At 68.5% G+C, this 14,305-nt stretch carries 10 protein-coding genes and 1 pseudogene; 5 read left to right on the plus strand and 6 right to left on the minus strand.

Annotated features, from left to right (window positions below):
• Positions 1-281: 281 nt before the first annotated feature.
• The 5 genes from ENSA5_RS33750 to ENSA5_RS33770 form a co-directional block, all read right to left on the minus strand.
• Complete coding sequence (locus ENSA5_RS33750; protein WP_106395841.1) at positions 282-2,336, minus strand: PAS domain-containing hybrid sensor histidine kinase/response regulator; 2,055 nt, start codon at positions 2,334-2,336, stop codon at positions 282-284.
• Positions 2,337-2,362: 26 nt separating this feature from the next.
• On the minus strand, positions 2,363-3,736 hold the full coding sequence (locus ENSA5_RS33755) for an outer membrane protein assembly factor BamB family protein (RefSeq protein ID WP_106395842.1): 1,374 nt from the start codon (positions 3,734-3,736) through the stop codon (positions 2,363-2,365).
• 357 nt (positions 3,737-4,093) lie between these two features.
• Positions 4,094-5,167, minus strand: coding sequence for a pyridoxal phosphate-dependent aminotransferase (locus tag ENSA5_RS33760; RefSeq protein WP_106395843.1), 1,074 nt, complete (start codon positions 5,165-5,167; stop codon positions 4,094-4,096).
• The gene (gene hisD / locus ENSA5_RS33765; RefSeq protein ID WP_106395844.1) at positions 5,164-6,483 is read right to left on the minus strand and encodes a histidinol dehydrogenase; all 1,320 of its coding nucleotides are present in this window, start codon (positions 6,481-6,483) and stop codon (positions 5,164-5,166) included. Before hisD ends, ENSA5_RS33760 begins: the two co-directional genes overlap by 4 nt.
• Positions 6,484-7,055: 572 nt before the next feature.
• Complete coding sequence (locus ENSA5_RS33770) at positions 7,056-8,027, minus strand: transposase (protein ID WP_181198436.1); 972 nt, start codon at positions 8,025-8,027, stop codon at positions 7,056-7,058.
• Positions 8,028-8,722: 695 nt separating this feature from the next.
• Between ENSA5_RS33770 and ENSA5_RS33775 the strand changes: the two genes are divergently transcribed.
• From ENSA5_RS33775 to ENSA5_RS33790, 4 genes are all read left to right on the plus strand, one after another.
• Entirely contained in the window at positions 8,723-11,011 is a 2,289-nt protein-coding gene (locus ENSA5_RS33775; protein WP_106395846.1) for a xanthine dehydrogenase family protein molybdopterin-binding subunit, read from the plus strand.
• Positions 11,008-11,466, plus strand: coding sequence for a (2Fe-2S)-binding protein (locus ENSA5_RS33780; protein ID WP_106395847.1), 459 nt, complete (start codon positions 11,008-11,010; stop codon positions 11,464-11,466). Before ENSA5_RS33775 ends, ENSA5_RS33780 begins: the two co-directional genes overlap by 4 nt.
• On the plus strand, positions 11,463-12,101 hold the full coding sequence (locus tag ENSA5_RS33785) for an Isoquinoline 1-oxidoreductase subunit (protein ID WP_106395848.1): 639 nt from the start codon (positions 11,463-11,465) through the stop codon (positions 12,099-12,101). Before ENSA5_RS33780 ends, ENSA5_RS33785 begins: the two co-directional genes overlap by 4 nt.
• A 217-nt stretch (positions 12,102-12,318) precedes the next feature.
• Entirely contained in the window at positions 12,319-13,158 is an 840-nt protein-coding gene (locus ENSA5_RS33790) for an MBL fold metallo-hydrolase (RefSeq protein WP_106395849.1), read from the plus strand.
• 50 nt (positions 13,159-13,208) lie between these two features.
• On the opposite strand, the gene ENSA5_RS33795 is transcribed toward ENSA5_RS33790, so the two are convergent.
• Positions 13,209-13,622: a winged helix-turn-helix transcriptional regulator gene (locus ENSA5_RS33795; RefSeq protein WP_106395850.1), complete on the minus strand. Its 414-nt coding sequence runs from the start codon at positions 13,620-13,622 to the stop codon at positions 13,209-13,211.
• Positions 13,623-13,747: 125 nt separating this feature from the next.
• Between ENSA5_RS33795 and ENSA5_RS33800 the strand changes: the two are divergent.
• Positions 13,748-14,272, plus strand: a pseudogene (locus ENSA5_RS33800) (aldo/keto reductase); the annotation flags it as partial.
• Positions 14,273-14,305 lie beyond the last annotated feature (33 nt).

Raw genomic sequence — 14,305 nt, forward strand, 5'->3', positions numbered from 1 at the left:
TACCCTGTAGGAACCGGGGCTGGTGGATTGATAGAGATTGCGAATTGCGCAGATCGCGGATCACATCTCTGCTCTAACGAACAGTGGCCCCTCGAAGCTGAGCATATTGATACTCGGGGCGATCTCGCCCCACCCCAGCCGATGGGCCCGACTCCACACCAAACGACCCCGGAAACGAATTACGAGAACGCTGTTTCCGCGATGCTTCGAGTCATGAGTTCATTGACCACTCCAGCAACATCAATTGGCAATTACAGACATTATCCATTCAGCGATCGAGCTCAGGCTTCGGCCATCGCCTGCTCGATCGCTCGGCCGAGCTGGGCGAAGCGAAATGGCTTGTGCAGGAACGCACCAATGCCGAGATCGTCGAGCTCACGCAGCGCCATGTTTCTGAGGTGACCGGAGATCATGACCACGGGCAGGCCGGGGCGCAGCTCGCGGAGCTCGCGCAGACAGTCCGGCCCGCTCATCCTCGGCATGACCGTGTCGAGGATGACCAGATCGAGGTCTTGGAGGTGGGCCCGGGCCAGGTCGAGGGCCTCGCGACCGTCGCTGGCCTCGAGGACCTCGCCGCCCTTCATCGTGAAGAACGCCGAGATCGTCCGCCGCACGCTGCGTTCGTCGTCGACGACGAGCACTTTCAAGGGCTTGGTCGCTGCGCTGACGGTCTCGGCGGTCGGCCGCAGCGGCTCGTCTCGATGGGCTGGGAACAAGAGCCGAAAGGTGGTGTGGTCCCCCAACTCGCTCGAGACCGAGATCCCGCCGCCGTGAGACTCGAGGGTGGCGTAGACCATCGACAGACCCAGCCCCGTCCCGCGGCCGACCTCCTTGGTCGTGAAGAAGGGCTCGAAGATCTTGGCCTGGAGGGCCTCGTCCATGCCGACGCCGGTGTCGCGGACGCAGAGCTCGACGTAGGTCCCGGGCGCGAGCTCGCCCGCCTCGGCGGCGCAGGCTTCGGCGTCGAGGGTGACGAGCTCGGTGCTGATCTCGAGCACCCCGCCTCTCGGCATGGCCTGGTTGGCGTTGATCCCGAGGTTGAGCAGCGCGTTTTGGATCTGGGTCTTGTCGCCGCGGATCGTGGCTCGGGGGGCGTTGAGGCGCGTGGAGATCTCGACCCGCTTGTCGACGCTGTGGCGCAAGATCGCGATCGCGTCCCGGATCGGCTCGTGGAGGTCGAGGACCACCTTGGCCTGCTGGTCGGAGCGCGAGAAGGCCAGGAGCTTGCGGGTCAGGTCGGCGGCCCGGCCGGCGGTGTCGAGGATCAGCTTGAGCTCGTCCGCGCCCGGGCTGGCGGCGGGGATCCTCTCCAGCCCGAGCAGCTCGGCGGCGCCGATGATCCCGTTGAGCATGTTGTTGAAGTCGTGGGCGATGCCGCCGCTGAGCTGACCGAGCGAGTCCATCCGCGCGGCGTGCTGGACCTGAAGCTCGAGCTGACGCTGCTCGGTGACGTCGCGCAGCACGAACACCGCGTGGAGCTCGAGCCCCTCGCCGGGGCTGGGTGAGACGACGATGTCGAGGACCCGCGCGGCGCCGCGAGCAGTGGCGAGCTCGGTGTCGCCGAGGCGCAAGGATCGCTGCTCTTGGATCGCCCGGCTCGCGGCCGCTTGGAGCTGCTCGCCGAGCGCGGGGCCGACCAGCGTCGACAGCGAGCCCCCGAGCTCGGGCGCGCTCACGAACAAGGGCTCGGCGGCGGCGTTCCAGTGACGGATCCGCGCGTCGGCGTCACACACGAGCACGGCGTCGGGCAGCGACTCGAGGATCGTGCGCAGGGCGGTCTCGCTGCGAGCGAGCTCCGCGGTCCGATCTTCGACGCGCTGCTCGAGCTCGTCTCTGGCCCGCTCGAGCGCTCGGTGGGCGACCCGGAGCGGCGTGACGTCGTAGATCCAAGACAAGACGCAGTCGACGCCCGCGAGGCGGATCGGCTCGAACGTAAGCAGGACCCAAAACACTTCGCCGTTCTTGCGACACATCCGCGCGGGTTCGTCGGGCAGCGGCTCGCCGCGCTCGTAGGCGCCCACGAAGGCGTCGCGGTCGGCGGGGTCGGCCCACGAGTCCCGGGCATGGCGGACCTCGTCGATCTCGACGCCGAAGATGTCGGCGCAGCGCTGGTTTTGGTAGACGACGAGCGAATCGGCGGTACGCGCGATCCCGACGCCGACCGGGCTCGAGTCGAGGATCAGCTTGATGTGCTCGGCGCTGAACTCCTCGTCCGAGAAGCCCTCGTTGATCGCCCGCAGCGAGCCGAGCCGCTCGTTGCGATGGGCACGAAGCTCCTTGCGAAGGACGGCGATCTGGCCGAGGAGCTCGCCTCGAGTCGTTGGTAGGTCGGCCACGTCGTGCGTCGAGCCAGAACCAAAGCCTACATGAGCCCGCCGAGGCGGACGAGCTCCTCGCCGTCGGCTTGGGACAGGACGTGGATGCGCTGGCCGTATTTCACGAATACGACGCCGTCACCGACGACCATCCCATCGACGTTCTCGACGCTCGTGCGGGTCAAGGTCGTCTCCCACTTGGTCGAGCCATCGACCAGCGAGAGCTGACGAATGCGGGCGTTGTTGTCACTCGAGGGCACGAAGCTGACGATCGCGTCCGCCCCGACATACTCGGCCCGCGGCTGCCCCAAGCCGCGGTCGACGGTCTCGAGGCTGCCGGCCTTGGTCAGCTGGACCCGCCAGGTCTCGGCCTTGGTCCCGCGATCGTAGCCGATCAGGTAGGGGACATCGGTGCCCTTGTCGCGGGTCGCAAAGGCGAGCCCGTGGGGGTTGGCGCAGCGCTTGGCCTCGGCGCTGTCACGACGTCCGAGCGCGAACGGGAGATCCTGCTCGGGACAAAAGGCCTGCTGAACCCGCAGACCGTCGTATTGGTCGTACTTCAGATCGAGCTTGCCCAGCTCGGGGATCAGCTCGTAGCCCGTGTCGTCGCGCAGAGTCTTGACCGCGGCGCCCGGCTCGGACGCGGCGGGCGTGACCTTGCCGCTGGCCAGGTCCAGATCGTGGCCGGCCTCGTCGATCGTCGCGACCCACAGGTGGTCACCGTCGACGGTGACCACCTCGAGCGCGTCCGGCAAGCTCGCAACCCAGCGCTCGGCCCCGGACCCGCCGTCGTAGGCGTAGAGCGCGGCCCCCACGCCGAACAGCACGAGCTTGGACTGGGGCTCGAAGTAGAGCGCGGAATTGGGCAGGTTCGCGCGCTTGCCAAGGTCGACCTCCCACAGCGTCGACCAGTCGCTGCCCGACATCGCGGTCAACAAGAGCTGCTCCGAGCCGGGCTCGGTGATCGTGCCGATGATGTCGTCGGTCCCGTCGCCGTTGACGTCGGCGACGAAGGGCCGCTTGCTGTTCCAGCCGTACTTGCGCGCGTTGACCCCGGACTTGTTGCTCCCCTCGAAGCCGACACCGAGGCCGTCGAGGAGCTCGGAGGTCGTCTGCAGGCCCATGAAGGTGCACATGCCGCCGATCAGCATCGGGAGGCAGGTGGTGAGCAGGATGATCGTGAGTACGCCCCGGCCCGCGCCCCCGCCCGCGTTCGCGGCCTGCGGAAGGTTGACCTGGGCCGGCGGCGGCGGGAAGGAAGTCTGAGGTTGCGGCGGCGGCGGAGCCTGCCGCGGCTGCTCGTGGACCGTCCGCTTGATCTGGTTGGTGGTCCCGCAGTAACCGCACTGGATCACGCGACGGTCGTCCATGGCGTCGAGGTTGGCGCCACAGCCCTGGCAGACGAGTTTGACGATCGCCATATGCCGCGCAGTATAGCGCGCCCGCCGGAGCCTTCATCCGGCTGCAGCTAACTGACCCTGGCAAGTAACCCAGGCCTGTCGAAAAGGCCCCCTCGCTGCGGCGGCGAAGCCCCTCCGCTCACCCCAAACGCTCGCCTCTCGGCTCGTACTCACCCTAAATCATTCATCTTTTTCAATTCCGCGCTCGAGCGAGGGCTAGCAGCCCGTGGTGCAATGCATCGTGTCGTCTCGCGCCGGAATTTTCGCCGAGGGCGCGAAGCCAAAACGCCGCTGTACCGGGCGTACTGCAAGTTTTGGCGACAAAGCCCTCGGCGAAAAGGCCAAGCGAGGCGGCGCGAGGCATTGCACCACGGGCTGCTAGAGCCCGAGGCCCGACGCGAGGCGGTCGAGGTCCTCGTCGGTGCCAACGCTGATCCGAAGGCAGCCTCCGAGCATGGGCACGCCGGTCACATCTTTGACGTGAACACCGACCGCGGCGAGGCGGTCTCGGACCTCGTGAGCCCGCGCGTCATCGGGGAAGCGGACCAACACGAGGTTGCCGTGGGCTGGAAACACCTCGGCGTCGGGCAGACGCCGCAGCAGCTCGACGAGGCGCCCGCGGTTGGCGATCGTCGTGGCGATCATCTGAGCCTGGACGTCGGCGAAGCGGGTCAGCGCGATCTCGGCGATCGCGATGCTCGTCTGCGACACGTTGTAGGGGTGGCGGACCTTGTTCAGCGCGCGCGCGAGCTCGGGCGTGGCGATGCAGTAGCCCACGCGCAGCGCCGCGAGGCCGATCTTGGACAGGGTCGCCATGTGAACCTGGTTGTCGGGGCCGTCGGGGTTGAACAGCGAACAGCCCGGGTTGTAGTCCGCGTAGGCCTCGTCGATCACGAACACGGTGTCGGGGTGATCGCGGACCAGCGCGTGGATGAGCTCGGCGTCCCACAAGCTCGAGGTCGGGTTGTTGGGCCGGGCCAGAAAACAGATCGCCGCGCCATCGAGGGCCCCGCGCATGGCCGCCTCGTCGAGCTCGAGCGCGTCCGTCAGCGGGACCGCGCGCACGTCCACGCCGAGCACCCGCGCGGCGTGGGCGTAGAGCACGAAGGTCGGGCTCGGGATGACCAGGTGTCCGGCCTCGGGTCCGCCCGACAGCGCGGTCAGCAGCATCGAGATGATCTCGTCGCTGCCGTTACCGAGCACGATGCGATCGGGGTCGCAGCCGTGACGCTCGCCGAGCACGCGTCGCAGGGTTTGGCCGGAGGTGTGGGGGTAGCGGTTGAGCTCGAGCTCGCGGACGACCCCGGCGATGGCCTCGCGGACCTCGAGCGGCCAGGGCTCGGGGCACTCGTTGGCGTGGAGGCGGCTCGGGGCGCGCGAGGGCGCGACGTCGTAGATCGAGAGCGCGGCGAGGGTCGGCCGCAGGTGGCGGCGCCAGGTGGGGTCACTCATGTGTTTGTCGGCTCCCGTGGCTTCAGTCGTCGCTCGACGGCGCGGGCGTGACCCTCGAGGCCCTCGGCCCGGGCGAGGGTGGTGATCGCGGCCGCCTGCTCGCGCAGCTGCGCGGGCCCGAGGGCGAGCACGCTCGTGTAGCGCACAAAGTCCCAGCACCCCAGCGGCGAGGAGAAACGCGCGCCGCCGGCCGTCGGGAGCACGTGGCTGGGCCCGGCCGTGTAGTCGCCGGCGGCCTCGGGCGTCGACGGGCCCACGAAGATCGCGCCTGCGCGGCGGATCTCGGCTGCGAGCGCGGCGGGATCTTCGACGAGCAGCTCGAGGTGCTCGGGGGCGTAGGCGTCGGCCTGCTCGGCCAGCGCCCGGCGGCTGCCGACGACGACCGCGGCGCCCTGATCGCGCAGCGCGGCGGTTGCGATCTCGCGTCGGGGCAGATCATCGAGCTGGCGATGCAGGGCCGCGCTGACGGCGTCGACCAGGGCCGGATCGGAGGTCAGGAGCACGGGCGACGCGAGCACATCGTGCTCGGCCTGGCTGATCAGATCTGCGGCCACGAGCTCGGGGTCGGCCGTGTGATCGGCGACGACCAGGATCTCCGAGGGCCCGGCGATCGAGTCGATGTCGACGCGGCCAAACACCAGGCGCTTGGCCGCGGTCACGTAGGCGTTGCCGGGGCCGACGATCTTGTCGACCCGCGGGACCGTCGCGGTTCCGAAGGCGACCGCCGCGATCGCCTGGGCGCCGCCGAGTTGGAAGATGCGATCGACCCCGGCGAGGGCCGCGGCCGCGAGCACGACCTCGCTCGGGCGCGGGGTCAAGAGCACGACCTCGTCGACGCCGACGACCTTGGCGGGGATCGCCGCGTGGAGGACCGACGAGGGATAGGCCGCGGTCCCGCCCGGGGCGTAGACGGCCACCCGGGCCAGGGGCGCGACGCGGCTTTGGAGCTGCTCGCCCGGGGTGTCGCGGCCGCTGGTGACCAGGGCGCGGGCCTGGAGCTCATGGAAAGACCGGACCCGCGCGGCGGCCTGCTCGAGGGCCCGGCGCAGGTCCGGGTCGAGCTGGGTCAGGGCCTCGGCGGCGCGGGCGGTGGGCAGCTCGAAGGTGTCGGCGGTCAGGGAGCGCTGCTCGAAGCGCTGGGTTAGCTCGATGATCGCCGGGTCGCCCTCGTTGCGGACTTGGGCGATGATCGCGCGGGCGCTTTGATCGGCCTCGCCGTCGAGGCCGAAGGAGCGTTCGCATAGTTGGCGCCAGCGCGCGGGGGGGGCGGCGTGGCGCAGGTCGAGGACGGGCAGGCCCGTGAACGGCTCCGGCATGGGGGCGGGACCTTAGCACCTGGCGGTGCCCCACCTGGCGGTGCCCTGCCCGAAGGTCCTGTCGCGGTGCCCTGCCCGAAGGTCCTGTCACCTTGCCCTGCCCGCGGTGCCCTGCCCGAAGGTCCTGTCGGCGAGCACCAGCACCTGGCGGTGCCCTGCCCGAAGGTCCTGCCGGCGCGGTGCCCTGCCCGAAGGTCCTGTCCGGCGGGCGGCGGGTAGCACCTGGCGGTGCCCTGCCCGTGCGCGGTGCCCTGCCCGAAGGTCCTGTCCGGCGGGCGGCGGGTAGCACCTGGCGGTGCCCTGCCCGTGCCCGCGGTGCCCTGCCCGAACGAGGCGGTGCCGGGGGGCGGTGCCCTGCCCGCGGGTGCCCTGCCCGAAGGTCCTGTCCCGCACCTGGCGGTGCCCTGCCCGAAGGCGGCGGGGGCGGTGCCCTGCCCGAAAACAAGCGCGTGGCGGGGTGCCCTGCCCGAAAACAAGCGTAGGGGGGCTCGTGGGCTTAGCGAAGTCCCAACCGGTCTTCCAGCACAAAGAAGCGGGTCGCCGTGCCCGCCACGTACCATGCACCTACTCAACTACGTGGCCCCGGCACACCGCGCCGCGTACCGGCGCCACATCAACCACGTGCCCTGCGGAAACTCGACATCCCTCTCCCCGTCGAGCCAACGCTCCCTCGCCTCCGCGTAGGCCGCCTCGAACATCTGCTTGCGTTGGAGGGCCGCGATGCGCTTCCATTTGTCGGTCGCGGACACGGTCGGCCGGACCCCGAACAGATCCTCCGCGCCGGGCATCGCAGCCCAGTGTTGTTTGCTGACGTTCCGCATCTTGAGGACCTTCTTCCCCTTCCTCTGCCGCAAGGCTTCGAACTTTTGCTCCCTCGCAGCGACTCGCTCGAGCACCAGGTCACGAAGTTCGTCGTCACTCAGCTCCGGCCGGACGTCCGGCCGCACGAGCCGAAGCGTCGCGGTGTTCGGGATGATGCTGCGGTCGCGCTTCGACGGAGTACGTGCGTCCCGGCGTTTCCGCCTCCTGGCTGGCTTGCGCCCCTTCGCTGCTCCGCTCCGGGCCCAGAGCCCGTAGGTCGGCTTTTGCACGACGATCTCATCGCCATATCGCATTCGCGCGGTTGTCACGCCTTTCCAGTGCCGCGCCTTGGTCACCAGATCACTCTCGCACGGGTTCGCTAGCGTGTAGACCGCGTGTTCGAGCAGTTTCTCGGCGTCTTGGGGCTCCACGAGGCAGTAGCCCTTCTCGATGTTGGTCCCCGAGATGCCGCGCAGGGCATTCAAGGCGCGTGAGGCCAAGGAGTTGAGATCCTCCATGAAATCGGGAAGGCACTTCGTGTGCGCGGTCATCAGCACGTGGAAGTGGTTGCTCATGTACACGACCTCGTGGATGGAAACGGGGTATTTCGAGCAGGTGTAGGCGAGCACGAACAGGAGCGTCTGCGTGACCTTTTCGGTCGGAACGAAGCGAAAACTCCGGCCTACGGCGCGGCAGGTGAGGAAGGCGGTTTGCTGATCGTGGATGGATCGCGGCGGGGTCACGCGAGGTCTATCGGCCGGCCTCGTCGAGGTTTGCAGGTTTTTTCGAGGAAGTGTCGCGCCCGAAGGTCCTGTCACAAACACGGTTCAGAGGGGGCGCGAGGCGCCTTCCTGGACACCGGCCCATGCTCCCTCCCGTCCCATGACACACCGCCCCCCACGCCCGCGCACTTCACACTGCACCAGTCCTATCTAAGCGACCACCCCCGAGCACGACCGTAAACAGCAGGAACGGCGGCCACAGCGCCCACGCCACCCCCTGCACCCAATACAACAAGACCAATCGCCACGACCGCGTCACCACATGCCCAACCAACTCAAACTACCCCAACATCTACTTCCTCTCCTCCCCTCACCTCCTCTCCCACGCCCGACAGCAACAAAGGTCCCCAGTGCGCGCAAAACGGCGACCCAGAGCGCCCCTTTCGCTCCGTCCCCTCGACCAAATTTCCGGCGCGAGACGACACAATGGGTTGCACCACAGGCTCCTCCTCCCAAGTGCAGTGACATCTGCGCCCCATCCCCCGAGCCAGACCCGCATGACCCATCGCCAACATCCCGCTCACCCGTCCTGCTCCCGCATCCAAGCTCGTGCCCCACGACCCCAACCGTCCCCGCGAGGATCTCATCGCGCCGGTTGAAACTCCCCATCACCCCTCCAGCTTGACACTTTGATCCAGCGGGTCAGGCTCGACCCCATGAGCGAGACGGCGACGCGTGTGGGAGTGGGCCGGCGTAACTTCCTCGTAACCTCCGCGTCTCTAATCCTCGGCCTTACCCTCGCCGGCAAGAACGCAGCAGCTGGTGGGAGCCCGCTGACCATCGTCCGAGGTGGCGACGCCAGCCCCGATCTCTTCATCGAGCTCCGCCCCGACGAGACCGTAGCGATCACCTGCCACCGTTCGGAGATGGGCCAGCAGATCTGGACCGCGATGGCACAGATCATCGCCGAAGAGCTCGAGGCCGACTGGGACCGCGTGCGCATCGTCCAGGCCGTCGGTCACCCACGCTACGGAGATCAAAACACCGATGGCTCGCGCTCGGTCCGCTACAATTTTCATCGCCTCCGTGTCGCGGGCGGTGCGCTGCGCACCATGCTCGAGCGTGCCGCGGCGAAACGGTGGAAGGTGGCCCCATCCTCCTGTCGTGCCGTGCTGGGCAAGGTTACCCATCCGGCGACGAAGCGATCCCTCAGCTATGGCGAGCTGGCGGCCGATGCACGGGCCCAGCCCATCCCCGCCGAGGGCGAGATCGTCCTCAAAAAACGCGCAGACTGGCGCTACATCGCCAAGCCGGTGAAGTCGCTCACGGTGCCCCGCATCGTGCGAGGCGAGGGCACCTTCGGCATGGACGTCCAGCTGCCGAACATGCTCGTTGCGGTCATCGCCCGGCCGCCCCAGGTGTTCGGCAAGCTCAAAAGCGTCGATGACAGCCAAACCAAGCAGGTGAGCGGCGTAGTCGAGACGGTCACGCTCGACACGCCCAAGCCGCCGGCCCACTTCCAGCCGCTCGGCGGCGTGGCGGTCGTGGCCCGCAACACCTGGGCCGCCATCCAGGGCCGCGAGATGCTCGAGCTGAAGTGGGAGGAAGGGCCCAGCGCGAACTACGACTCCGAGACCTTCGCGCAGGAGCTCATGGCCAAGGTGCGAAAACCAGGCGAGGTACGACGCAGGCGCGGAGACGTCGCGGCGGCCCTCGAGCGCGCGGCCGAGACGGTCGCGGCCGAGTACTACGTCCCGCACCTCGTCCACTCGCCGATCGAGCCGCCTGTCGCTACAGCCAAATGGGACGGCGACGAGGTCACCTGCTGGGCCTGTGTCCAGGCGCCCCAGGCGGCGCGCAAGGCCGTGGCGCGGGCGTGCGAGATCCCCGAGGACAACGTGACCATCAACGTGACCTGGCTCGGGGGCGGCTTCGGGCGCAAGTCGAAGCCAGACTTCGTCGCCGAGGCCGCGCTCGTTGCCCGCGCCGTCCAGGCGCCGGTCAAGCTGGTGTGGACGCGCGAGGACGAGCTAAAGCACGGCTACTACCACGCCGTGAGCGCCCAGCGCCTCGAAGCGGGGCTCGACTCCGAGGGGCGTTGCGTCGCCTTCCTCCATCGAACCGCCTTTCCCGTCATCGGCTCGACCTTCGAGGCGGGGGCCGATCAGCCGAGTTGGGGCGAGCTTCGCCTTGGCGCGTCGGACACGCCATTCGCTGTTCCAAACCTGCAGCTCGAGACGGGTCGTGCCGATGCACACCTGCGCATCGGATGGTTGCGCTCGGTCGCCAACATCTATCACGCGTTCGCGGTCCAGAGCTTCGTCGCCGAGCTCGCCCACGCGGCGGGGCGCGATCCCAAGGACTACCTGCTCGAGCTCATCGGACCGCCGCGTCACGTCGACCCGAACGACGAGGGCGCCGAGTACGACAACTACGGCAGCTCGATCGTCGAGCACCCGATCGACACGGCCCGCCTGGCCGCGGTGACGACGACCGCGGCGACGATGGCCGACTGGGGTCGCCCGCTTCCCAAAGGTCACGGCTTGGGGATCGCCGCCCACCGCTCCTTCGCCGCCTACGTCGCCACCGTCGTCGAGGTCGCGGTCGACGAAGCAGGCCGCCTCACCATCGTCGGCGTGTGGTCGGCGATGGACGCTGGCACGGTCGTCAACACCAACCACGCCCACTCGCAGCTCGAGGGCGGCACGCTCTTCGGCCTGTCGAACGCGCTCTACGGACAAATCACCGCCAAGCAGGGGATCGTCGAGCAGCAAAATTTCCCCGCCTGGCGGGTGATGCGAATGAACGAGGCACCCCGACACATGGAAACGACGATCATTGCATCCGACGCACCCCCGGGGGGCGTCGGTGAGCCGCCGACGCCGCCGGCCGCACCTGCGTTGACCAACGCCATCTTCGCAGCCTGTGGCCTCCGCGTCCGGCGGCTGCCCATCTTCGGACCCGATCGCCGCGACCGTCTCGCGGTCGAGGGGGCCAAGCAATGAAGCTCAGCATCGAGGTCAACGGCGATCGCCACGACATCGACGTCGATCCCGAGACGCCGCTCTTGTGGGTCCTGCGTGATGAGCTGCGCCTCACCGGCACCAAATACGGCTGCGGCGTGGCCCAATGCGGCGCCTGCACCGTGCACGTCGACGGCCGCCCCCGCCGCGCCTGCGTTGCGCCCGTGCGCTCGGTCGTCGACAAGCGCGTGACCACCATCGAGGGTGTCTCTGGCCCGACAGCCGACGCCGTGCGCAAGGCATGGGTGTCGATCGACGTGCCTCAATGTGGCTACTGTCAATCGGGGCAGATCATGTCCGCCGTGGCGCTGCTGACGAAGATCAGGCGTCCGAGCGACGAGGACATCGATCACGCCATGAGCGGGAACATCTGCCGTTGCGCCACCTATATTCGCATTCGCCGCGCGATTCACCAGGCCGCCGGAGACGCGGAATGAAGTCCTTTTCCCGCAACCTGTGGGCCGCGACCAGCCTGTGCGTCGCCATCGGCTTGGGATGCGTCGTCAGCTGCCAGCGCTCGCGCCCACCTACCAGCGAGCCGACCTGGCTGCCCGCCGATCGCGGGCTGCGGTCCGTGGCCGATTTCGCGGTCATCAGCGATGACGACGAGCGCTCGCGCGCCTTGTTCCTCGAGGTGGCCAAGGTCCTTCAACACGACCGCTGCGTGAACTGCCATCCTGCCGGCGAGCGCCCGCTGCAACGCAGCGGTGAGCCTCACCAGCCCCTGGTCGTCCGCGGCGAGGATGGCTTCGGTGCGCCGGGACTCGGCTGTGACACCTGCCACGGCGAGTCGAGCTACCTCAACATGCCCGGCAGCCCACACTGGCACCTCGCACCGCTCGAGATGGCGTGGGAAGGCAAGTCGGCCCGCGCGATCTGTCAACAGATCCAGGATCCCCAGCGCAACGGCGGGAAGTCCCCCGCAGAGCTCGCTCAGCACATGACCCACGACGAGCTCGTCGCCTACGGCTGGGCGCCGCCGGAGCAGCTCGAGCCGGCCCCCGGCAACCAGCGCTTGCTCGGCCAGCTCTTCCAGGCCTGGCTCGACAGCGGCGCCGTCTGCCCCGAGTGACGGCGGCGACGAGTGGGAGCGCAAGCGGGCCGGACCTTCCGCCCAGCGCGGAGCAACGCCGTCGTCGACCCCGGTGAGCAGGCGACCGACCGCGAGGCGAGCTGCGTAGACGGCCCCTGCGACAGCGCAGGGGCCCAGCGTCGTGCATTCGCGGCGCGAATACCTGTGCCTCGCGCGAGGATTGGTCCGTCGCACAGGCGTGCCTCAAGTTGGGTGCATGACGCAGCTCAACGAGTACATCTGTGAAACCTGTGGGACGCAGCACGCGGCCAGCGCGACGACGCCCGAGCTGTGCCGTGTGTGCAGTGATGAACGCCAGTACGTCGGGTGGCGGGGGCAACGGTGGATCACGCACGAGCAGCTCCTGCGAACCCACACCCAACGCATCGAAGACGAGGACGGGTTGCTGAGCTTCGGGATGACACCTGGCTTCGCCATCGACCAGCGCGCGTTCCTGCTCCCGACCGACGCCGGAAACATCCTGTGGGAGACGGTGCCGATCGTGACTCCGGAGGCGATCCGGGCGATCGAGGCGCGCGGGGGCGTCGACCGAATTGCGATCTCCCACCCGCACTTCTACGCGTCGATGGGCGAGTGGAGCGACGCCTTGGGTGGCGTCCCGATCCTGCTTCACGAGGCGGACCGCGAGTGGATCCAGCGACCGCACCCGGCGATCGAGCTGTGGTCGGGGGACGAGCTCGCGCTGTCGGACTCCGTGACGCTGATCCGCATGGGCGGACATTTTCGTGGATCCACGGCGCTGCACTGGGCGGACGGACCTCGGCCTGGGGGCGCGCTGTTTTCGGGGGATGTGCCGCAAGTGGTCATGGATCAGCGGCACGTCTCGTTCATGTACAGCTATCCAAACCTGATCCCGATGCGGACTCGCCACGTCCGGGCCTTGCGAGCGCGGCTCGCGGGCTACGCGTTCGAGGACGTGTTCGGCTACACCTGGGGACGGGTCATCCGCGGGGGAGGGCGAGCCGCCGTCGATGCGTCCTTTGAGCGGTACCTCGCCGCGGTCACGGACTTCGACGACGAGAGGATGAGCGCGTGAAGCTCCTGATCCATGGAGCGACCGACGCGGGCGGGCGGGCGCCAAAGGACTCAGGCACCTTTGTTGTCGTCGGCCGAGGAGCGGTTGGCCTGGACCTCGTCCATGTGGGCCTCGGCCCAGCTCTTGATGCCCCGGACCGCGACGTGCAGGGAGCGCCCGAGCGGGGTCAGCTGGTAGGTCACGGTGACCGGGACGGTGGGCGTCACCGTACGGGTAAGTAGACCATCCCGCTCGAGCGAGCGCAGGGTCTGGGTGAGCATCTTCTGGCTCACGCCGGCGATCACCCGGGCCAGCTCGGAGTAGCGCATCTCCTTTGGCTCGTCGCACGTTGCCAGCGCGCACAGGACCAGCGTGACCCACTTGCTGGAGATCATGTGGAGCAGCTGCCGGCTCGGACACACCGACAAAAACGCATCGTATCGAGCCTTCGCCTCGGCCCTCCGTTGGGCTGCCGTCTTCGCCATGAGCCGCACCTCCGACCCCAGGCTGACATACGCACCTTTGGGTGCCTACTTCCCATCAGAGAGTACCATGCGTAGCCTCGTGCCGGCCGAGCGATGACCCCTCGGCCTCAACCGAAAGCATGCACATGAGCAACGACCTTCCCTCTCTTCCTGGTGGTGACTGGTCGCTGGGCGACCGCCGCGTCACCCGCTTCGGCTACGGCGCGATGCAACTCGCCGGCCCCTGGGTGATGGGCCCGCCTGCCGACGTCGACGGCGCGGTCGCGCTTCTGAAGGCGGTGGTCGAGCGCGGCATCACCCACATCGACACCAGCGATGCCTACGGGCCGCGCGTGACCAATCGACTGATTCGCGATGCCCTGTCGCCCTACCCCGAATCGCTCTTCATCGCGACGAAGGTCGGCGCGACCCGGGACGCCGAAGGCGGGTGGCCAGTGGCGCGACGACCGGACCAGCTCCGCCGGCAGGTCGACGACAACCTCGAGTCGCTCGGGGTCGATGCCCTGGATCTGGTCAATCTGCGCCTCGGAGATGCAGAAGGCCCCGCCGAGGAGTCGCTCGCCGAAGCCTTCGAGACGCTCGTCGAGCTCCAGCAGCAGGGGGTCATCCGGAACCTCGGGCTGAGCAACGTGACCACCCGGCAGGGCGCCGCGATCGAGCTCAGCCGAGAGGACCTCGCGGAG

The organism is Enhygromyxa salina, from assembly GCF_002994615.1.
In the GTDB taxonomy this organism is placed as follows: domain Bacteria; phylum Myxococcota_A; class Polyangia; order Nannocystales; family Nannocystaceae; genus Plesiocystis; species Plesiocystis salina_A.